This window comes from Collimonas sp. NPDC087041, assembly GCF_044745265.1.
Taxonomy (GTDB): Bacteria; Pseudomonadota; Gammaproteobacteria; order Burkholderiales; family Burkholderiaceae_D; genus Collimonas.
Genome location: NZ_JBIUZX010000011.1, coordinates 26,070 through 45,739 on the forward strand (window position 1 = coordinate 26,070; position 19,670 = coordinate 45,739).

At 51.5% G+C, this 19,670-nt stretch carries 20 protein-coding genes and 3 pseudogenes; 5 read left to right on the top strand and 18 right to left on the bottom strand.

Annotated features, from left to right (window positions below):
* The first annotated feature begins 5 nt into the window (after positions 1–5).
* Positions 6–707 (top strand): response regulator transcription factor, encoded by a 702-nt coding sequence (locus tag ACIPF8_RS18630; RefSeq protein ID WP_400423829.1) that lies wholly within the window; start codon positions 6–8, stop codon positions 705–707.
* A gap of 94 nt (positions 708–801) precedes the next feature.
* Here the strand turns inward: ACIPF8_RS18630 and ACIPF8_RS18635 are convergent, their stop codons facing one another.
* A complete protein-coding gene (locus ACIPF8_RS18635; RefSeq protein ID WP_400423831.1) occupies positions 802–2,091 on the bottom strand; it encodes a dicarboxylate/amino acid:cation symporter in 1,290 nt (429 codons plus the stop codon).
* Positions 2,092–2,282: 191 nt separating this feature from the next.
* Between ACIPF8_RS18635 and ACIPF8_RS18640 the strand changes: the two genes are divergently transcribed.
* Positions 2,283–2,423 (top strand): hypothetical protein, encoded by a 141-nt coding sequence (locus ACIPF8_RS18640; protein ID WP_400423833.1) that lies wholly within the window; start codon positions 2,283–2,285, stop codon positions 2,421–2,423.
* A 249-nt stretch (positions 2,424–2,672) separates the two neighbouring features.
* On the opposite strand, the gene ACIPF8_RS18645 is transcribed toward ACIPF8_RS18640, so the two are convergent.
* From ACIPF8_RS18645 to ACIPF8_RS18695, 11 genes are all read right to left on the bottom strand, one after another.
* Positions 2,673–3,197, bottom strand: coding sequence for a hypothetical protein (locus tag ACIPF8_RS18645; protein WP_400423834.1), 525 nt, complete (start codon positions 3,195–3,197; stop codon positions 2,673–2,675).
* Between the two features lie 2 nt (positions 3,198–3,199).
* On the bottom strand, positions 3,200–4,198 hold the full coding sequence (locus ACIPF8_RS18650) for a hypothetical protein (protein WP_400423836.1): 999 nt from the start codon (positions 4,196–4,198) through the stop codon (positions 3,200–3,202).
* The gene (locus tag ACIPF8_RS18655) at positions 4,198–4,497 is read right to left on the bottom strand and encodes a hypothetical protein (protein ID WP_400423837.1); all 300 of its coding nucleotides are present in this window, start codon (positions 4,495–4,497) and stop codon (positions 4,198–4,200) included. The genes ACIPF8_RS18650 and ACIPF8_RS18655 overlap by 1 nt, the downstream gene beginning before the upstream one ends.
* Before the next feature lie 2 nt (positions 4,498–4,499).
* Positions 4,500–5,102 carry a tail fiber assembly protein gene (locus tag ACIPF8_RS18660; RefSeq protein WP_400423839.1) on the bottom strand — a complete coding sequence of 201 codons (603 nt, stop codon included), beginning with the start codon at positions 5,100–5,102 and terminating at the stop codon, positions 4,500–4,502.
* Between the two features lie 5 nt (positions 5,103–5,107).
* Positions 5,108–6,781, bottom strand: coding sequence for a hypothetical protein (locus ACIPF8_RS18665; RefSeq protein ID WP_400423841.1), 1,674 nt, complete (start codon positions 6,779–6,781; stop codon positions 5,108–5,110).
* A 92-nt stretch (positions 6,782–6,873) separates the two neighbouring features.
* A complete protein-coding gene (locus tag ACIPF8_RS18670; RefSeq protein ID WP_400423843.1) occupies positions 6,874–7,341 on the bottom strand; it encodes a hypothetical protein in 468 nt (155 codons plus the stop codon).
* Positions 7,338–8,120 carry a hypothetical protein gene (locus tag ACIPF8_RS18675; protein ID WP_400423844.1) on the bottom strand — a complete coding sequence of 261 codons (783 nt, stop codon included), beginning with the start codon at positions 8,118–8,120 and terminating at the stop codon, positions 7,338–7,340. Before ACIPF8_RS18675 ends, ACIPF8_RS18670 begins: the two co-directional genes overlap by 4 nt.
* 7 nt (positions 8,121–8,127) lie before the next feature.
* Positions 8,128–8,955 (bottom strand): hypothetical protein, encoded by an 828-nt coding sequence (locus tag ACIPF8_RS18680; protein ID WP_400423846.1) that lies wholly within the window; start codon positions 8,953–8,955, stop codon positions 8,128–8,130.
* A gap of 15 nt (positions 8,956–8,970) precedes the next feature.
* Positions 8,971–9,615 carry a hypothetical protein gene (locus ACIPF8_RS18685; protein ID WP_400423848.1) on the bottom strand — a complete coding sequence of 215 codons (645 nt, stop codon included), beginning with the start codon at positions 9,613–9,615 and terminating at the stop codon, positions 8,971–8,973.
* Complete coding sequence (locus ACIPF8_RS18690) at positions 9,615–11,051, bottom strand: hypothetical protein (RefSeq protein WP_400423850.1); 1,437 nt, start codon at positions 11,049–11,051, stop codon at positions 9,615–9,617. The genes ACIPF8_RS18685 and ACIPF8_RS18690 overlap by 1 nt, the downstream gene beginning before the upstream one ends.
* A gap of 1 nt (position 11,052) precedes the next feature.
* Complete coding sequence (locus ACIPF8_RS18695; protein WP_400423852.1) at positions 11,053–11,340, bottom strand: hypothetical protein; 288 nt, start codon at positions 11,338–11,340, stop codon at positions 11,053–11,055.
* Positions 11,341–11,596: 256 nt separating this feature from the next.
* Between ACIPF8_RS18695 and ACIPF8_RS18700 the strand changes: the two genes are divergently transcribed.
* Positions 11,597–11,803 (top strand): hypothetical protein, encoded by a 207-nt coding sequence (locus ACIPF8_RS18700; protein ID WP_400423854.1) that lies wholly within the window; start codon positions 11,597–11,599, stop codon positions 11,801–11,803.
* A gap of 83 nt (positions 11,804–11,886) precedes the next feature.
* On the opposite strand, the pseudogene minD reads toward ACIPF8_RS18700, so the two are convergent.
* A pseudogene (gene minD, locus ACIPF8_RS18705) lies at positions 11,887–12,519 on the bottom strand (septum site-determining protein MinD); the annotation flags it as partial.
* A gap of 400 nt (positions 12,520–12,919) precedes the next feature.
* Positions 12,920–13,105, bottom strand: coding sequence for a hypothetical protein (locus ACIPF8_RS18710; RefSeq protein ID WP_400423856.1), 186 nt, complete (start codon positions 13,103–13,105; stop codon positions 12,920–12,922).
* Between the two features lie 467 nt (positions 13,106–13,572).
* Between ACIPF8_RS18710 and ACIPF8_RS18715 the strand changes: the two genes are divergently transcribed.
* Positions 13,573–13,857, top strand: coding sequence for a hypothetical protein (locus tag ACIPF8_RS18715; RefSeq protein ID WP_400423858.1), 285 nt, complete (start codon positions 13,573–13,575; stop codon positions 13,855–13,857).
* 806 nt (positions 13,858–14,663) lie between these two features.
* Positions 14,664–16,454, top strand: coding sequence for a ricin-type beta-trefoil lectin domain protein (locus ACIPF8_RS18720; protein WP_400423860.1), 1,791 nt, complete (start codon positions 14,664–14,666; stop codon positions 16,452–16,454).
* A gap of 59 nt (positions 16,455–16,513) precedes the next feature.
* Here the strand turns inward: ACIPF8_RS18720 and ACIPF8_RS18725 are convergent.
* The 4 genes and pseudogenes from ACIPF8_RS18725 to tnpA all read right to left on the bottom strand — a co-directional run.
* Positions 16,514–17,504, bottom strand: a pseudogene (locus tag ACIPF8_RS18725) (IS3 family transposase); the annotation flags it as partial.
* 3 nt (positions 17,505–17,507) lie between these two features.
* Positions 17,508–18,962: pseudogene (gene tnpC, locus ACIPF8_RS18730) on the bottom strand (IS66 family transposase); the annotation flags it as partial.
* Positions 18,943–19,326, bottom strand: coding sequence for an IS66 family insertion sequence element accessory protein TnpB (gene tnpB, locus ACIPF8_RS18735; RefSeq protein WP_400423862.1), 384 nt, complete (start codon positions 19,324–19,326; stop codon positions 18,943–18,945). The pseudogene tnpC and the gene tnpB, both read right to left, overlap by 20 nt.
* Positions 19,326–19,670 carry an IS66 family insertion sequence element accessory protein TnpA gene (gene tnpA, locus ACIPF8_RS18740; protein ID WP_400423864.1) on the bottom strand — a complete coding sequence of 115 codons (345 nt, stop codon included), beginning with the start codon at positions 19,668–19,670 and terminating at the stop codon, positions 19,326–19,328. Before tnpA ends, tnpB begins: the two co-directional genes overlap by 1 nt.

The window sequence follows — 19,670 nt, forward strand, 5'->3', positions numbered from 1 at the left end:
ATCGTATGAGAATTGCCATTCTTGATGACGACCCCTCTCAACTCGATTTTGTTTGTCAAATATTGACAAGCAAAGGGTATATTTGCCATCCATTTCAAAGCGGGAAAAAAATATTGAAAGAGCTGCACCGTGAAAGCTACGACATGCTCATCTTGGATTGGCAAGTGCCGGATTTGAGCGGTCTTGAGGTATTACTCTGGGTACGCGAAAAACTATCTAAGACTCTTCCGATATTGTTCATGACCGCTCGCAACAGCGAAGAAGACATCGTCGAAGGCCTCACGGCCGGTGCCGACGACTATATGACAAAGCCAATTCGTAATGGCGAATTAATTGCGCGTACCGAAGCCTTGCTACGACGTGCATACCCGGTCGACAAATCGAGCGAACAAATTCAATTCAATGACTATTTGTTCGAAACCATTTACAGTCGTATCAGCTTGGCAGGCAAGCCTATTGAAGTGCGCAAAAAGGAATTTGACATCGCATTGCTACTATTTTGCAATCTAGGTCGTCCGCTTTCCCGCGCATATATAGTTGAAAAAATATGGTCTCGTGATATAGATATTCCTTCAAGGACCATGGACACTCACATCTCGCGCATAAGAACTAAATTACATTTACGCCCAGAAAATGGCTATCGGCTAACTCCAGTTTATAGTTATGGGTATCGCTTGGAGAAGCTAAAACCCAACGATGCGACATAGTCATTAGCAATAATATATACCCTATCGGGTCTACAAAGAAACCAGACCTGCTCGAACAAATCCATCGCAAGTTGCAGCAGGCCTGCTTTTGAATTTAGCCTTCCATTACGACATTTACGGCCGGAATTTTCTCAACAGTATTTTTCTCATTCTCCGGCAATAAATCACCTTCCCATTTCGCAACTACAGCAGTAGCGACAGAATTACCAACAGCATTAGTCGCAGAACGGCCCATATCAAGGAATTGATCTATACCCATGATCAACAACAATCCAGCTTCTGGGATGTTGAACTGATTCAAGGTTGCAGCGATCACTACAAGAGAAGCCCGCGGAACTCCTGCCATGCCCTTAGAAGTAAGCATCAGTAGTAACAGCATAGTTATCTGAGTACTGATTGGCAGGTGAATACCATAAGCCTGGGCAATAAATAATACTGCAAAGGTGCAATACATCATCGAGCCATCCAGATTAAATGAATAGCCCATCGGCAGCACAAAGCTGGAAATTTTGCGCTTGACACCAAATTTATCCAAGGCTTCCAACAACTTAGGGTATGCGGCCTCAGAGCTGGCTGTCGAAAACGCCAATAGAAATGGTTCGCGGATCAATCCGACCAATCTGAACACGCGTGGTCCTATGAACACAAATCCAGCAGCAATAAGTAATCCCCATAGACACATTAGACCGAAATAGAAACCACCCATAAATTTTGCAAAGGTCAGCAACACGCTCAAGCCTTGAGTGGTAACAACCGAAGCGATGGCCGCAAAAACCGCCAGTGGCGCCATATACATGATGGCACCGGTAATACGTAACATAACTTGTGCCAGCTCATCGATAATATTTGCGAGCTTCTTGCCTGCGTCCCCCAAGCCGGCCAATGCAGTGCCGAAAAAAATCGAGAACACGACTACTTGCAGGATTTCATTATTAGCTAATGCCTCTATCGGCGAACTAGGGATAAGATGTTTGACGAAATCTTTCAATGTGAAACCGGACATCTTAAGATTGGTAGCCGCCCCAATATCCGGCAACGGCATGTTGAGATTCGCCCCCAATTGCATAAAGTTAGAGAGTACGAGTCCCAGAGTGAGCGATACCAATGAGGCGGTAACAAACCAGAGCATGGCCTTTGCCCCAATTCGTCCCACACTTTTAGCATCTCCCATATGTGCAATGCCCACAGTCAAAGTGGAGAACACAAGAAGCGCAATAATCATCTTAATCAAACGCAAAAATACATCCGTGACTATAGAGATATACCCCGCAACATCTATGGCAGTTTTCTGATCAGGAAAAGCCTGGTGACAGGCATAACCCACCAACACACCGAGAATCATTGCAAAGAGAATGTATAAGGTTAGTGGGCGCTTTTTCTTCATTTTATATCTCCTGTTGAAGTGCCAAAATGGCTGATGACTCAATCGCGTTACCGTAATTTTTATTCCCACCTGAAAAGTATTTAAGAAGCACTCTCCTAATGGCGCTTCCTGTCAAAATCGCACAATCATTGCCTTCGATAAAAATATCTTGTAGAAGAAATTTTAAGGTAATTTTTGTTAGTGGATGACAGATGGAATTGCCGCCAACTCTCGACGCTGTGATCGCCAAGATCGGCTTATTTATTTGCAGCGATGGCGATGCACGACGCTTTCATGAAGCATCTACGCAAAGCAATGAATTGCATGTGGTCATGCAAATTGACGTGAAATGAAATCTAAAATCGCGGGACTTCCGCATCATTTAGTTATGCTGATTGTACAATCAGATAAAAATTTAACCAGCATTAGTCGAAACATCGAATCAAATTTTGCAATGTTTTACACTTCGGTGGCAAGTTCGGGCGACTGCTATCAAGTTTGTATTGATGCTTCAATACTCAAGCAAAAACTGACAAATAGCAGGCATATTTAACAGTGACTCTTAACAGATAAATTCCTAATTTTTAGTTTCGCTACACGGTTCACTGAGTATCAAAGTATTTATAGGTGTCGCGAAATCCGTTTATATATGTCAGATCATCGCGTTTGTGTAATATGTATTTTCTACTATACGGCGCCATATTGATGTCGCCATCGATCGCCACAACTTCGTAGGCGATCTTTACGTCCGCATGCAGGAGCATGTACAGCACGTCCTTGGTCTTCGCGGTAAAGTGCGCATGATCTTCTGCCGGCCTCAATGCCTCGATCAACGCGACGATTTGCGGCTCAGCGTTATCCAACGCATCACCGCGGTCAACCACCGTCGATGACTGGAAATTCTCTACGATCAACAGCTTTGCGTCGCCAAGCAACTCCCACTCGACATCCGGCTCATCCGACGAATCCAGAACACCAAGCCCGCCCAGCGTCGGCACTCCACCCATACCGCCGCCTGCCTGACGCAATACTCGTTGCCGGAAAGCGTGGCATGGAATTCCATTCGGATGGCGCAGCGTGACGCTACGTGCTGCCTTGTTGATTTGCGTTGGTACACTATGTAGCATAATTAGCCCTTCAATTTCATCGTGATCACGTCAAAGTCTGCTTGGGAGATCTGGCCGGCATCTTTGAGCTTTTGCAAAGTCTTTTGTGCCTCAATGACCACCATCCCTGTCGCTTTATCCGCCTTCCTTGCCGTAGCTATCACGGCACTCTTCAGACTTGCGACAGATTTGCTCGGCTGCTTGACGTGGATAGCGCGATTTTTGCGCGCTTGAGCTGCGGCGATCTCGCGCGCCTTGGTCTGCGCAATCACCGCAGACTGTTTGATAGCCCCCTTTTGTCCGCGCTCTACCATGCCAGCTACGATCCAGCGCACGGCCAAGCTGCTGCTAAATTCCTTCATCACGCGCAATGCATGTTTGCAAGCCACACCGCTCAACCTGGGATTGCGCAACTTGGGATACGCGGCTTCCTGCCGGCCTTTGACGAATCCGCCCACCGTGGCGATATAGCGATACCAGTAAGTAAAACGGCCGCAATCACATTCAAATTTCAGGGGACTGTCCTTAACCAGCCATTTAGCCAGTGCCTTAGGACCCGTCGGCGACGCCACCGCTGCATCAAAATTCATGATTTCCACCGAAACGTAGTGCCGGCTCACATCCGAGTCAGCCGACGCATCCGTCACGAAGCGAATATCACCCCGGTTCGTTCCCGCCGGCACTGCCATTCGGATTTGCTCATTGGCCCGCTCCCGATCTTCGGGCAACGACAGGTTGATAATTTGCTGCGCGGTCAGCCCAGGCTTAAGCTTACTGCCCAAGGTCTTGGCATTTTTCCTGAACACCACCAAGTCATCATTGGTAATCAGGCGAACCTGGCCACCTAAGGAGGTCAGCAGAAGACGCTCAGCGCTGTACTCGCCTTTGACTTCGTGCGGACGCAGTAAATTAACCGCCTTGGCACGACGTTCCGCATCAGCCTTCCTGAGCTGGTCCGCTGCCTTTGCAGCACCTCGAATGCCCAGCACTGCTGCCAATTTCGCGCTATTGATGTTTGCCATTAGCCAAAACTCCCAAAACGTGCGCTGGCCTTGAGTGTCAGCAGTTGAGACTCAGTCGGCAGCACCAGCAATTGCTCCGGTAATTCCTGCTCGACCGAATCCAAGCCGGCAGCCGCCATCACCACCAGAAACTCTTCCGGGCGCCCATAAACGCGCCGCGAAATCAACGTCATATCAAAGCGTTCATCGGGCATGGTCTGGTAACGTATAGCCCTTCCCCATACCGGCATTTTTTCCACGAAGTCCCGCACCTGTCGATAAAATATCGCGGTGGACGCCGTATTCTTATTTCCGCTCATGTTCAAGCAATCGCTGTAGTGACGTGATCAGCTGGCGCCACAGGCCAGACGATAGGATGTGGGAAATGCATTTGCTCCGGGACCCGATTCAAATTCACTCGGTATTTTTTCCATGCTTTGACTAGCGTGATGTCTTCATCGCTGGCCTCTCCCACATCGACACGATCCTGATACTTGGTAACTTCGCCGTTGGCGCGCCTTAACTCATGCGCTATTCGCGACTGTGCCGCATCCAAGAATTCCTCATGTGTCGGCAAATAATCGGGCGTACTTCCCCATCGTCCCTGGGCACATTCCTGATGGATCGTCCGACCGTGCAACTCAATATCATCGGAACAAGCAAAAAATGTTAAATAGCCATCCTGATTGACAAACTTGACCGAACACAAGAAACCTCCAGGCAAACGAACCACATCCCTAACATCGTTATAGGCAAATGGATCAGGTGGCTCAGGCTCAAATTGTGATTCCAATGACGGGATCTGTGGAATGGGCTGTACCGTCGATGCTTGGTTGGACTCGACGCGCTTCAGCAGTACTGGATCTGTTGTTTGCATAGGAAAGTCTTTCGTTGCAGGTTGTTTCTTTAACGCTCCTGTTGCCATGGCCGTCACGCCACACGTTGCCACAAGGCAATGCGCGTGCCAATACCGCCATCGGTACCGGAACCGTATTCATAGGCTGAGCCACGCAACTGCCAGGCGCCGGCACGTTCAGGGGTCGTATGGTTTTTATTAAGCCAGTAGGAACCGACGCCGCCGTCCTGCAAGCCCTGACCGGTCAATTGCGAGGCATAGACGGCGGACACAGCGGAGCTGACGGCCAGGTTATTGCGGGGAAATAGCGTAAATTCATTGACGCGTCCATCGCCGACATACGTCCCCCAGACGTAATACGGTTGCGCTGCGCCGTTGTCGGCAAAGCGCACTGGTACTCCCGATAGCGCATTGGCATTACCGGCGGTACTCGCATAATTGGCGCTATTGGCGTAATTGACATTGAAATTGGCTGGATTGTAGACATTGACGTTTTCAGCGGCATTGCCGCCAAATACCCAGGTCGGCTGCCCGCCATTACCGGCCCAATTCAATCGAATGTTGGATGATCCGCTGACCTTGTCGGCAGGATTGAAATTGCCGGCATACCACACGGCCTGACCTGCCACCGTCAACGCTTTAGCGGCGTTAATCGTTCCGCTCTGAAAGCTGCCGTGTGCCGTGCCGCTGCCGTCGACCAGTTCCAACATCCCTTTGTCGGTCATGCGCAATTGCACAGCGGTATAGGAATCCCAGTTAAACACCAGCTTCGGGGCGTAACTGATGTCGTTGCCCTTGGTATTGGTCACACGCCCCGCCTCACGCACCTCTACACTTGAGCCGGCATAGGAGATATTCGGCTTGTCGGCGGCGCTTGATAGTGGCCCCATGCTGTCGCCCGCGCGCTTGACGAAATCACCGGGTGACACATGGCTACTGTCCCATATCTGTTTCCAGATACGATCCTTAAAGGGATGATCCTGTCCGACAATGCCGGTGCGCTCCCAGGTGCGCGGAGTGATGCCACCTTCGGTGTAGCGCTGCACAATGAAGGTGCCGCCATTGAATGTGATCAGCGTACCGAAACCGTCTCCTCCCATCGGCAAATGGGTCGCCGCAAGAATCCCGCGATCGTTGGCCACTATCACATCACGCACACCAGATTGAATCAGCGTGTCGCAATCGGTCTCGCTACTCGCAAAATCGGTTAGCTTATGGAAATACTCGGCATCCGCTCGCAACTTGGTTAAGTACTGTGGATGCGGATCACCTGCAGTCTCGTGGGCACCAATCAACTGGATTGCCGTATTGACGTTTGGGTCTACCAATACAGTGACCGTCCCTGCAGGAAGAGCTGATAGACCCAACGTGTACGACACAGTCGTGACACTATCGTCGGCAAAGTACAGAATCGGCTGATCAAATTTGCTATACACGGCAAACATCACCGCACCGGCGTAAAAACCAATTTCACCGCACCAGAATGGAGATCCTGCCGGCGCTATAGCTTCCGCATGGACTTGAATCTGGGTCGGGGAGACTTTGCCGCCGCCGGCGATCGCCACCCGCATCATTTCATGCTGCAAGCCTGTTTCGGTGCCATTTGTCTTATATTTACCCGTACCGAAAGCGATATGGGTGACAGCCACCTCGACCCCAGTTTTTGGAACATTGATCGCGGCCATCACGCCGGCCGCGGTGAGGGTCGGGCTGATCGTTCTTGGTTGCGTCTTGATTTGAGTGCTCATCGAATGGAGAGCGGTCACGCTGGCCGCTGTAGCTGAATATATAAATACTATTTTCTGCTACGGCATCCCCTACAATTGGAGATGTTTTCCATTCAGATCGTAACGAACCCGCCCTGACCGACATCAAGAAACCAATCCTGTATTTCCATCGCGCTGCCAATGCCCAATGCCTTCTTGACGTATAGCGCTGTCGCCAGTACCGCCACCTGCCCACAAGTGATGTCCGGCGATACACGATACAGTCGTTTGCCAAAGTCACTCATACCATCCGGCTCTAGCTTCTGGCGCGGATCACAGCGCGCGGCCTTATCATCAATCATCAAGGTTTTACCGTTGGAGCGAATGAAAAACTCTTCAATCGCATCCATGAAGTCGAGATCAGTAAACAGACTGTCACGCTCGGCCAAGCCGACGCCACCGATTAAAATCGCGTCGCTGAAGCGGTCGGCGCGAAAAGCTGTCTCTTTACTGACCAGCAAGATGTCGGATTCCGCCTCGTAGAAGGAATACACGGTGGCGGGCGCCATGCCATAGCCTGAGATCGATGCCTGAATCTTCATAGATCCGGCGCCCCATGATGCAAGGACAAATCTGGCGCGCCATCAACGACATGACTATGGACGTTCTGCACCAGATTGTGCGAGATTACTTCCGCCGCTGCCAGATAACCATGCGGATTATTCGCGCTGCCATCGCCTTTCCCGTCGTTCTGCTCCTCCGCCTTCGGTCCTGAGAATAACGGAATGGTCTCTTTCAGCGTCAGATCGATCGCCAAGATCGTCAGGTTCTTTTGTCCAGAATCGATATTCATGGCCGGCACATCGGTTGCCTCCAGCATCACCGGCCAATGGTGATCGGTGCCGGCAAAGCGATATGTCGCATCAAACCGGCGATTGGCGACCGCCGCAATAAACAAGGTGAATTGCGCGGCCATGCTACGTGCCGTCTCATCCTCGGCGGCGCAAATGACAATCTGAGCGCGGCGTTCGCCCTGCATCTGCCTCAGCTGAAAAATTCGGTTCTGCGGATCGCCAGGCAGCGTCACCCATTCCGGCTCGGGTACCTGGCGAGAAAAATCCCCCAGCACTGGTGAATAGTCCTTGCCAGTCGCCACAATCATCACCGGCAGATAGGCGCTACTGCCCGGCCCGCCGTCGTTATCGTTCTTGCGCCAGGCGGCCAGCATGTCCTGCACCTGGTCAATCATCCGATCCGGCGCCCAGACGATGCTTTTACTGATTCCCCGCTCAGCAAATGACTTCATCGCCCTGGTGGTTGGCGTGAGCGAGGCGTAATAGCGTCCCATGTAGCGGCCAAAGGCTTCCTTCAATTCAAGCATTGGATCCTTAGCGGCGCAGCAGGCGATTGACCAGGTTGTCGACACCGCGACCCTCTGGCTGATCCGGCACAACGATACCAGGCAAGATCGCGCGTTTGAATTCAGCGGCATCCGCACGCATCGCATTCAATCCGGCCTTGCTGACCATCATAGGGAGCGCTCCCGCCGAATCTAGCGCAACCTGCCGGCCGGCCAGCATGGCCAGGTATTGTTCGTTTTCTTCCTCCAGCCGGGCAATCACCGTCAGGGCACGCTCATGGTCTGCCCGCGCATCCCCTAAACTGGCCTGTGCGCTATCCAGCAGCGCCAGCATGCCATGCAAATTCTGGTTGTAGTCGACAATGACAGCATCATCCAGAATCGCCCCGCCGTCGTCTGCAGCGGCATCCAACACATAGCCACGGTTGTCATCGAAGTTGGGCTCATTGACATAATCGAAGCCAAAGAATCGCCCTTCGACCTCGCTCAGCGCCGAGGAGAAACCGCCCTTCTTACTCTCGAACATTTTTTGCGCGGTACGGCCGGCATCGGTCTCCAGGAACTCTTCCTCATGCTCGATGGTGCCGTCTGGAAAGGCTTTTAAATGGATAGTTGAAATCGCCGGCTCCAGCTTGACCAGCTTGCCCTGGTAAATTCCACCCTCCGGCGGCATCATGCCGAATTTGACGCGCGGCCAGTGGCCGTAATAGCCGAACATATCGCGCTTTTGAATACGTTCCTGTGTCCTGGCGCCATTGATAAATGCGGCGACCTTGCCGATATTGAATTGCCGCGGCTTTCCTGTCAGTTCGCGACCGCGATCATTGAGGTTGTACTGAATTACACCTGTTCTCATCCCACTCTCTCCCGTCTAGTGCGGTGAAGGCAGTATTGCTTCGCCTTCAGCCCGATAAAATTGCTGCGCCATGGCGCCGTTAAAAAGACCGATCTCATTCTCAAAGCGCTTGAGCAGCGATAACTGCAGCACATACTTGGCGGCGATCACAGCGCGCAACGCGGGCGCTACCATTGGAATGTTCATTCCCATTTCCCCTTCATCATCGATCGACACCCGGATCCGGCTGGTCAGATAATGGGTAGCGCTGGGATCTGCGTTGCCAATGCTGCTGGCGCTGCTCAAGGCCATCGGATAGGGCTTGCTCTTATCCTGCCAAAGCTGCTCGACTATCCAGCCGTTCGGCCATAGAAGCTGCAAATACATCCGCAGGAAATGCAATCCCCGCTTGGGATTGCGCGCACGCCAGGCTTTATAGAGATAGCGCATGGCTGGCTCTTCAGTGCGGATCAGCGCCAACCCTTCCCGTTTGACGTGCCGCTCGATCAAGGGCAAGGCCCCCAGGTGCGGCACGCCATAGACGTTCAGCTCGCGCTCAGCGTCCCGCAAATGGGTCTCGAACAGGAACAGCACCAGCTGCTTCAGTTCCGCTTCCAGCGCGTTGGCGTCGTGACTGTGCTGGAGTGGCGCAAGCGAGGGGATTCTGCTGTCGACAGCCATTACTGCCCCCAGGAACCAAGGTTGTAATTCGCCAGCGTCACCGAGACATTCAGGCTTTCTGGGGTCATGTAGCGGAAATGTTCAGGCAGCTGCTTACCCTGCATCGGTGTGATCGTCACTGAAAAGTCGCTCCCCGAATCCTGCAGCGCCTGGACATTGTTCTTCAGCAGCGCATAGATCGCCTTGTATTTCACCACCAGCATGCCGGCGCGGATTGGCACCGCCTTCTCTCCGTACTCCTGGAGCAAGACATCTAGAATTTGCTTTTTGACGGCTGCCGCGTCGTGAATGCGCGCCACCTCGGCGACGATGGTCATGTCAATAGCGAGAATGGCCGGCGTGATGAACACGATGCGATAGGAGTCGTCGGCGGCTTTGATCACGCGCACAATCTCTTGCTCGATCGATTCGCGCGTCGCGCCATCGGGCGGCATAAAGGAGACGAACAGCCGGTTGATATTGTCCAGGCTCGGCTCGCGCACCAGCTCTTCAATCGTTTCATTCCAGATCGAGAGAAATTTTAGCCCGCCGATATTGCGGCGAACCAGAAAATCAAACTCCCCCAGGTACACCGCTGTCTGGTCATAGGCGGAAGGATATTTGCAAAGCTCTCGTAGCGTCGCGATATCGATAGGCGCCGCCCCTGGGATCAGCAGCGAGTCCATCGTAATCTTAATGAGGCCGTCTTGCGGCGCTATCGCATAATCCAGGGCAAAGGGACTGCCGGCGTCTGGCCGTACATCCCCGGTCGTCTCATACACGGTCAGGGTCAGCACTTCGCCGACGTTAGGCTGATAACCCACATAACCGGCATAGCCAAACACGACGAACAAGCGCCGGTATTCGTCGCATTCCACATGGAATACCTTGTCGCCATTGGCAACATTCGTAAATTCCACACTATAGGTATACGGTGTGCCGGCTGCATCGGTGACTGAGATGCCGCTGATAAAGCGCCCGTCGCTGGGCTGCGGCACCTCAATCTTATAGAACGGCCGGGAGACGGTCACAGTGTGCTCAATGGCGCGAACCTGCTTTTGCACCAACTCAGCATGCCCCACGCCGCCGGCGGGCACCGTTACAGGCGAATCTGCAACGTACATACGGCCGCTCGAATCCAGCAGGCCGCGACCGGCGCCAATGGCAAACGCAGCATTGGTAGGATTCTCAACTTTCACCTTCACGCGCGCCGGCGTTGCCATCGGCATTAGGCCCTTCAGCGACGCATCGGCCAGCACCGTCGAATCCCTCACCTTGTCGAAGGGTTCCATCGCGCCAAGCTCGATCTGCTGCGACATCATTGCCATCATCTGCGCAATAGCGGACTGCGCCTGCAGCAGTCGCGGATCGCCCACCTGGTACAACGCCGCCAGCTCAGGAAACTGCGAGACCGAATTGACGATCACCCGATCAAAGTCTTCTTTAGAATAGGCCATGTCAGCTCACGCGTTCCTGCCAGCCGGCGACGTCAACAATCAATTCGCGGCGATCCGGCAGCGCATCCACGTAGAAGACATTCACGGCGCCAGCCGGCATCGCTTCCAGCGCCGGCACGTCCTCGCGCATCTTGCCGATGAAAGTATCACCGATGCCGGCGGCCATGGGATTTTGCAGCAGCGACTGGGGATCAGCGCCGTAATCCGAACCGAGATAGCCGTTCGGCGGTGTACTCAGCCAGTGGCTGACCATGGCTTGAATGTCTTGGGCGGTGATAGTCGGTTTCATGGCGATGATGATAGAGCCATCGCTAGAGAGGGAATACGGGGGTTTTCCTGCGCCTCAATCCGAACATGAAAATATTTCCATATGAATATTTTTTATTAATCTTCAAAACTCATCCGATTAAAAAAACGACATCGAGTGCAAAATCGTTAAGCCACTTTGAATTTTCTGAAAAAAAATAATATTTCGGGAATAAATCGTAGAAGATCGGAGTTCTGTATTTGGTTGCTATGTACGACCTCGCCATCAAGGAGAAACCATGCGTAAAAACTTATATTTGTTGCTCACCTGCCTCGGCCTAACTCTGCCGGCCCTGGCCGAAACACCCAAGACCTTCAATGGAAAATTGGTTGATGAAGATAGCCTAACACTTTATGTTTTGATGAAGATACTATCGTCGGCAAGAGTACCTGCAATGAAGGATGCACTGCGACCTGGCCGCCGTCATGGATCGCAAAACCGGTGACACGGTAATCCCCCCGAAGCAGAAATTGGCCCTTGCGGCTTAGCCTCTACTTTTAACTTTGCTTAAAAATGGGGGGATTACCGGATGATGCCGATCAGTGGAATGCGCAGGATGTCCTGGACATCGGTATACGAGAGCATCTCGCCGGCTTCGACGCGCTTCGGTGAATAACGGGTGATCAGTAGATGTTCCTTGACCGGCTCGCCGCCATTTTGTGCGCGGCGCGACTTGGCCTGAATGATGCCAAGGATGCGGTCGGAATCGCGTACCGATGAGACTTCCGGGTTGGTCACCACGATCGCCTCATCGGCAAAGGTCAGCGCCATCACCGCACCGCGCTCGATGCCGGCCGGCGAATCGCAGATGATGAATTCGAAATCCATCTTGATGAGGTCGTTGAGGACGGTCTCGACGCCTTCTTCCGTCAATGCATCCTTGTCGCGGGTTTGCGAAGCAGGCAGGATGAACAGGTTGTCGCAATGCTTGTCCTTGATCAGGGCCTGGGTCAGCGTGGCTTCCTTGTTGACGACATTGATCAGATCGTACACGACGCGGCGTTCGCAGCCCATGATCAGATCCAGGTTACGCAGGCCGACATCGAAATCGAGTACCGCAGTCTTGTGGCCGCGCATGGCCAGACCCGATGCAAAACTGGCGCTGGAGGTGGTCTTGCCAACTCCGCCTTTGCCGGACGTAACAACGATGATTTTTGCCAAGATATCCCTACTTCATATGCAACATAAGACAAGAAAATTATTCAAGGCGATAGAGTATCCAGCTCAATAGAACTGATAAAAGATCGAACTAAATCCTTGAGAAAACATCAGCCAGAAAGAGCCTGAAATTTCATTCAGGCACCATAGAGTCCAGTCATATTTACTTCCATGTAAAAAAGGACACGGCTTCTCCCTCACCATTTCCCAGAAACATAGAAAAAACTCTTTTCTGAAATTCAGAAAATTAGGCCGCAATAAATTATATGAACAATATTGACTGCTAAGTAGGGTCTTGCGAGAATTGTTCAGAAATCCATCAAATATTCGACGACAGCGCGAGAAAAATACATCTTGAAATATCTCATTTCAATCTCGCATGTTCGAATCTCATTTCGTCGGATCACATGCCAAGCAGATCAGCGCGGCGTTGCCTCATATTTTCCAGCGCGTCTTCTATTTTCCGACGGCACTCAACTTTTTTTCGCTCTCTAGCAGCGTAATTTTCGGCCTCCAGAGAAAATTCCAATGTGTGCTCATCAAGATTAATAGCATCACCTTCGCCATTTTTCTGGAATCCAACAATCATAATTTCCTCCGATCAATCAACTTCATTACAGAGACAATCGACAATCCAGTTATAGCCACATATCCAAAGCTACACATACGATGTCACGACCAGACTCGGCGTAGATCGACCATATTTATGCTACGCGAAAATGTGTCTCGACAAGTCATAAGAGTCCTCAAGGCAAGATGAATTTATCAATCGTTCACATGTATGTTGCCTCGACACCTTCGTTTAGAAAAAAATTGGCGATCACCGCCGCTTTAACATTCATAAACAATCGGCTCTGAGATAGCATCGCCGTTTTTGATACTCCCCCATTTAAAAAACTCAGGGCGATTGATCTAAATCAGCAGCTGTTGAAATCAACAGAGAAGCACCAAGCTCAGTTTTCATTTTTTCACATTCTTTAGTCAGCAAATATCAATCGATCTTCGTTATTGATCACATGCGGGAAACGCTTACTGTGTTCAAAAGAAAGATTCATCATGAAGAAATTTATCGTTGCCGCCACTGCTTCCACCTTCTCAATTGGCATTACGCACGCTCAAACTCAAGCGTCAATCAAGTCGAGCGCAATGGTATATGGCGCAATCGACTCCTCTAAATCTTCTCCGACCAAGAAAACCAAAGCTACCGCGCTTGCTACAGAAAACAATTTCGAATCCAAAATCGATAAAAAAACCGTTCAAGACGCGACTAGAGCAACCTTCAGTGTTCCATCAACTTCAGCTGAAAAAAAACGAAAGTCAAATCTCATCGGAAATTTTTGAATTGAAGAAAAATCCCCACTCGTTCCAGAAAGATGAAAATGAATCTTAATAAAATGAATGTAGCAATCGTCGCTTTACTCAGTACATAGTCGAATGCAACGAACGCAGCAAAGCTGAGTTGATCAAATACCTGGAGTCGAACCGTCGCGTGGAAGTCGAGCAAATCACGATTGAGAAACAGGTACGCTAACCATCACTCAAGAGAAAATTCGATCGTCATATTTTCCAACGACATATCCACGACAGAAAATATGGCGATATTTCTTGACACGATTATTGGGCTGGAGGACAAAAAATGCTTAAGAAATTGCTTTGTATAAGTGCCCTGTTGGCGCTGGCTGGGTGCGTTGTTGCTCCTCCATATGCCAGCAGCAATCCATATTATGGCTATGGCGACAACTACTATGCTCCAGCACTTTCCTATATCGCCGCACCAACCATTGACATTGGCTTTGGATACTGGGGTGGTCGCGGGTGGGGTGGGAGAAATTGGCATGGCAGATAGTCGTTGAGAATTCCAGCCGACCTTTTACAAGTCAATTCATATTTAGAATGAGAGTATCGGTTGCAGGGATCTTTAGCGCGATGTCATCTCTGTGTGTTAAATCGTCTTCGAAATCGATTAGAAGGCAATTTTCTTTCACTTATAAGGCGCATAAAGTTATTCGGATAAAAATTGCATTAAGAACGCCAAAAATTATACACAAAAACTTATGCACAGCGCCTTGCTTGAATTAGTCACCCCGGTGCAGCATTCTGTTTTATATCAACCACATGATTTTTAACCCCAAGGAAATGAGTATTTCATGCTTTCCACGGATGTAACGCGCTATTTTTTCTCCTTGTCTTTCGGTCTGACCATGCTTCGCAGATTTGAAAATATAATCTTGTTATGCTGTCTCAGCACTCTGATTATGTTAATTGGATGCACAGCCGCCATGGGTATGTCCCCTCCACCGGCACCCATAGCGAAGGGAAAATATTCAGTAGTAATAAGCTTCGCCGATGCGATCATAACGGCGCCCACAACTATCAAAGCGACATTAGTGTTAACTAATTCTGACAGCACGACGTCTGCTAACGTGCAATTTGGTGTGGCTTTACCTCTTGGATTTACTGCCACTGATCTTGTGCAAGGTTGCGGAGGATTACTCTCTAGCAAAGGCAATCTGATCACGATGACCGCAGCGACTGTGCAAGTAGGGGAATCCTGTATCGCTTCGTTTTCGCTGGTCGTGCCTAGCCTTGCATTAGCCACAGATTTCGCCCCGCATTTTTCTATAATCCCGGCTAGCGGTTCTAATCATGCAGTCCTAGCTGATCAATCTATACCGAGCTTATACGTCTCCAGGAATACGCCAACAAAAACGCCCGCTAAGCTGGGAACTACGCCCGCATTGTTTTCTTGGAGCAATATTCCGGCGCCAACTAAAGCGATGTCTGAACTTGATTTCACTATTACTCCCATGAATGATCCAGGCCCCAATTCAGATGTGTTTTGGAGTAATCAAATCCAGTCAATTGGTGGTTATACTGGCTTGCAAAGCACCGTCTCGAAGGGGCAGCATGGTGGAAGGCTTTTTTTATTTTCACTCTGGGGTGCGGTGGCAGCGGTCGCAGGCTCTTACGGCAGTAGTTGCAGCGTAAATGCGACTGCCACCGACGGCAATCAAGGTGCGCAATGCAGAATTTATTACGACTGGAAGGTAGGTCATACCTATAAATTCCAAGTGACACCAACTAATGCAATTGGCGTGACTGGCGATGGTTGGTTTACTTCGAGTGTGAGCGACATTACAACTGGTGTCGCTAACCCTGATAGTTTTGTAATCGGTAGCATAAAAATTAACCTAGCTACAAAACCTGCTGCAGCCAGCAGTTTTCCTAAACAGTCGGGTGACGTAGTCCAGTGGGTGGAATATTTTGATTGGAACAGTCACCGTACCACCTGTTTATCTGTACCATATTCTGAAGCGATCATGACAATGTCGGCGGTTGATGCAGTTAGTGGTAAGACGGTGATATTTACGACTGACTCAGTCTCAACTGGTAAGGAACCTTGTGTTGCGGCAATAAATACTAGAGCTGGAAACTCCTCTAAGTTCGTAGCCGGTATTGGCCAGAGCGCACAAGGTCTAATTAAATCGGGTGATAGTGGGAGTTGCTTAAGTTCTGTTTTGGGCGCTGCAGACGGGACGTTGCAAGCCAGTAATTTTGCGATTTTGTCGACTTGCCCTACAGCCGCCAAGGTTGGTGAAGATGGTGGTAGCAGTGCTGCAAACTCCTTGTGGGTGATTGCGGTCGATCACAGTATTCAATTGCACAACAATTACTGCCTGACGGCGTCGGACGCGCTAGGCGCAACTGGCGCAGTAGTTGTGGTTGCGTCATGTATTCCTGGTGCAATTAATCAGCAATGGAATATAACGATTGATCCGAAAACTAAATATCAGTCAATAAGCTCTGCGTTGTCGGGTTTGTGTTTAAGTAACTTCGATACTGACCTGACGCCCCAGCATAACGCCAGAATCAATTTGGCACCATGTCGCACCGCTGTAAGTATTTGGTCTGTCCCTGGGAAAAACTTTTCTTACTAGGGCCCTTACGGGCTGCATCGGTAATCCCCCCCATTTTTAAGCAAAGTTAAAAGTAGAGGCTAAGCCGCAAGGGCCAATTTCTGCTTAGGGGTGATGCCGCAGAGCGCTATGTTCGGGCGTTCGTGATTGTAGGTCCAGAGCCATTTCGTGGCAAATTCCTGGACCTCGCTGATTGATTCAAACAGAGATAGTGGGCGAGCCAGTCATAGCGAACCGTTCTGTTGTAGCGCTCGATATAAGCATTCTGTTGCGGCTGTCCTGGTTGAATAAAACTGATCAGGATGCCACGCTTTTCTGCCCACGCGGCCAGTGTCGAACTGATGTATTAAGTGCCGTTGTCACAGCGGATCATCGTCGGCTTTCCCCAGCATTCGATAATTTGCTCAAGCGACCGAACGACGCGCGCTGCAGGCAAGGAGAAATCGACGTCAATGCCTAGGCCTTCCCGATTAAAGTCATCAATCACGTTGAACAGGCGGATGCTGCGCCCGTCCGACAGCTGGTCGTGCATGAAATCCATGGACCAGACGTCGTTGATTGATGCTGGCACCGACAACGGCTCGGGCTTTGCCCTGGTTAGCCGCTTTTTTGGTTTGATCCGCAAATTCAACTCCAGCTCGCGATATATCCGATAGACGCGCTTGTGGTTCCTGCCGAATCCTTTGACATTGCGCAGATACAGGGAGCAAAGGCCAAAGCCCCAGTTGCGTTGGTTCGCGGTCAGCCGGATTAACCAGTCCGCGACACGCTCGTTATCTTCCGATAGCTTTGCCTTGTAGCGATAGCAGGTCTGGCTGATCGCGAAAGTCGCGCATGCGCTGCTGACGCTGATTCCATGCGCTCGCACTGCCGTTTGTGCGTAACCGGTCATTCCCGTCCAATATTACCCCGCCGATCCACGTTATGCAAATCCGACCCGAGCGGATTATCGGCAAACATCTGCTTCCAAACGCGCGGCGTAAGTTGATTCACCAGCGACGCCGGATGCTGGCTGATGCGCTGCAAGACATCGACAAAGTAATCGTAAGGATTGATGTCATGCATGCGACATGTCGCAATCAGACTTTGCACAATACCCACGTGCTTGGCGCCGAGTTCCGTCCAACAAAAAAGCCAATTGCGGCGACCCATAGGAATAACGCGTAAGGCGCGTTCCAAGTGGTTCGTATCGATGGCGACGTCGGCATCATCCAGATACACCGACAAGCCAACCCGGCGCTCACGAATGTAGGCCAGCGCGCCCAGAAAGGGACTGCTGGGCAGGAACCCATGTTTGTCGAACTGCTGGTCGATCCAGTTGAAGAAGCGGTTCAACACTGGCTTGGCGTGTTGCTGCCGATAGTCGCGCTTGGCGTCGCCCGTTAATTCCTTTTCGCGAATCTGTGCCTCCACGGCATACAGTGCGCCAATGTAGTCCAGTACCAGGCCGGCATGAGTCGGTTCGACATCCCGGCAATCAAAAACCTTACGCCGGCTGTGCGCCCAGCACTGCGCGTGAGTAATCCCCGTCACCCTGGCATAGTGCTCATAGGCACCATAGCCATCGGTTTGCAAGACGGCATCGCCAGGTGGCGACAGGCCAAGTGCGTCTTGAACGTGTTTGGCCGATCGGCTGGGGTAGTACAGGAAGCAGATTTCATCCTGTTCACCATAGACCGGCCAGAAATAGGCCGGTTTCATCTTGCCAGGGCCGGCGCGCCCGGCCTTGATCGGGGTTTCGTCCATGGCTTTGACGCGGGAAGCGCGAATTGAGGCCAATTGGGCGTCGAAGATGGGCTCTAACAGGGCAGCGACGCGCGACATCAATCTGGTAAGCCAGGGTCGACTGACATTAATGACGGGATCGCCCAACTTGATGTGCTGACGGTACAGCGGCTGGTGATAGGAGAACTTGTCGACCATCATGCCGGCTACGAAACTGACATCGGCGCGGCAGCCATCAAGCACACCGGCTGGTGCCGGCGGGCAGGAAATAACTTGCGTATCACGCCGCTTGATGACGGGCCTGACGTATTTCAGGATTACGTAACTGCCAGGACGTTGTGCCAGGCGATGGCTGACCTTCTCGCCGATGATCTCGTAGTCTTCGGGGTCGAGTCCCTCGACTTCCGGATTGGGAACCTGGACCACCTCGACCGGGACCTTGGATTCGTCGAAGAACTGTTCGGTATCGTCGCCAAGCTCGGTCGGGTTCTTCACCTTCTGCTCGCGCTTGTGCGCAGCGACCTTGCTCTTCTTGGGCGGCAGCGTGTCGTCGGGTACCACGTCGAAGCTCTCGCCCAAGGTGCCTTGCAGCCCTTCCGGCTCCGGCAATCTTCGTTCGCTCTTCTGGCCGAATATCTGGCGTTCAAACCAGGCGATTCTGCGGCGCAGATGAACGATTTCGCGCTCTTGACTGTGGAGAAGTTTGGCCATTTCCACCGGCGTCAATGCGGCCACGTTGTGACCTGTTTCGCTGGTGGATGGGGGCGTACTCTGCATGTCAATATTATATAGATTGCGTCGCATGAATTGAAGCGTTTCCGCTACGAGAATGCGGTTTTTTATAGCGCAGCCGCATACGCTTTGGCTCGATGCCTTCGAGCAGCAGTTTCAGTCCTGTCCAGTCCATTTCATGCATGGATACATTTGCCCAGTTACTGATCAGTCTGCCCTGTTCAAGGCGCTTGCTCCACACGCATAACCCGGTGCGGTCGAAATACAGCATCTTGATCTGTGTGGCGCGGCGGTTGACGAAGGCAAACAGGCTGCCAGACAAGGGGTCAAGTCCCATGTGATGCTTGACGATGGCGTAGAGTCCGTCGAACGACAGGCGCATGCTGGTGGGCTCGCCGTACAGGAATACGCGCACCTGGCCTTCGGGGAAGAACATCAGCGTCGCGTGATCGTGAGGATGATGCCATGGCCCAGGTCGATGCGCACGTCGATCTCTGGCGTGGCCGACAGCGCCGCTGCGCGTTGTGCCTTGTCGTTGAGAGTCTTGGTCTTGACGGGGCCTAGGTCGATGAAGGAATTTGTTGGTGTGGGCGCGGAAGCCTGCACGGCTGCGCTGGTGGCTTTATCTTGACGCAGTCGTGCGCGCCAAGCGTAGAAATTGCCCTCAGAAATGGCTTCGTCTCGGCAAAACGCAGCGATACTCTTGCCGCTTGTTGCGTAACGTGCCAAGTGGTTACGCCAAATGGCTTCCTTGGATACTGCCGATGTCTGCTTGCCCAT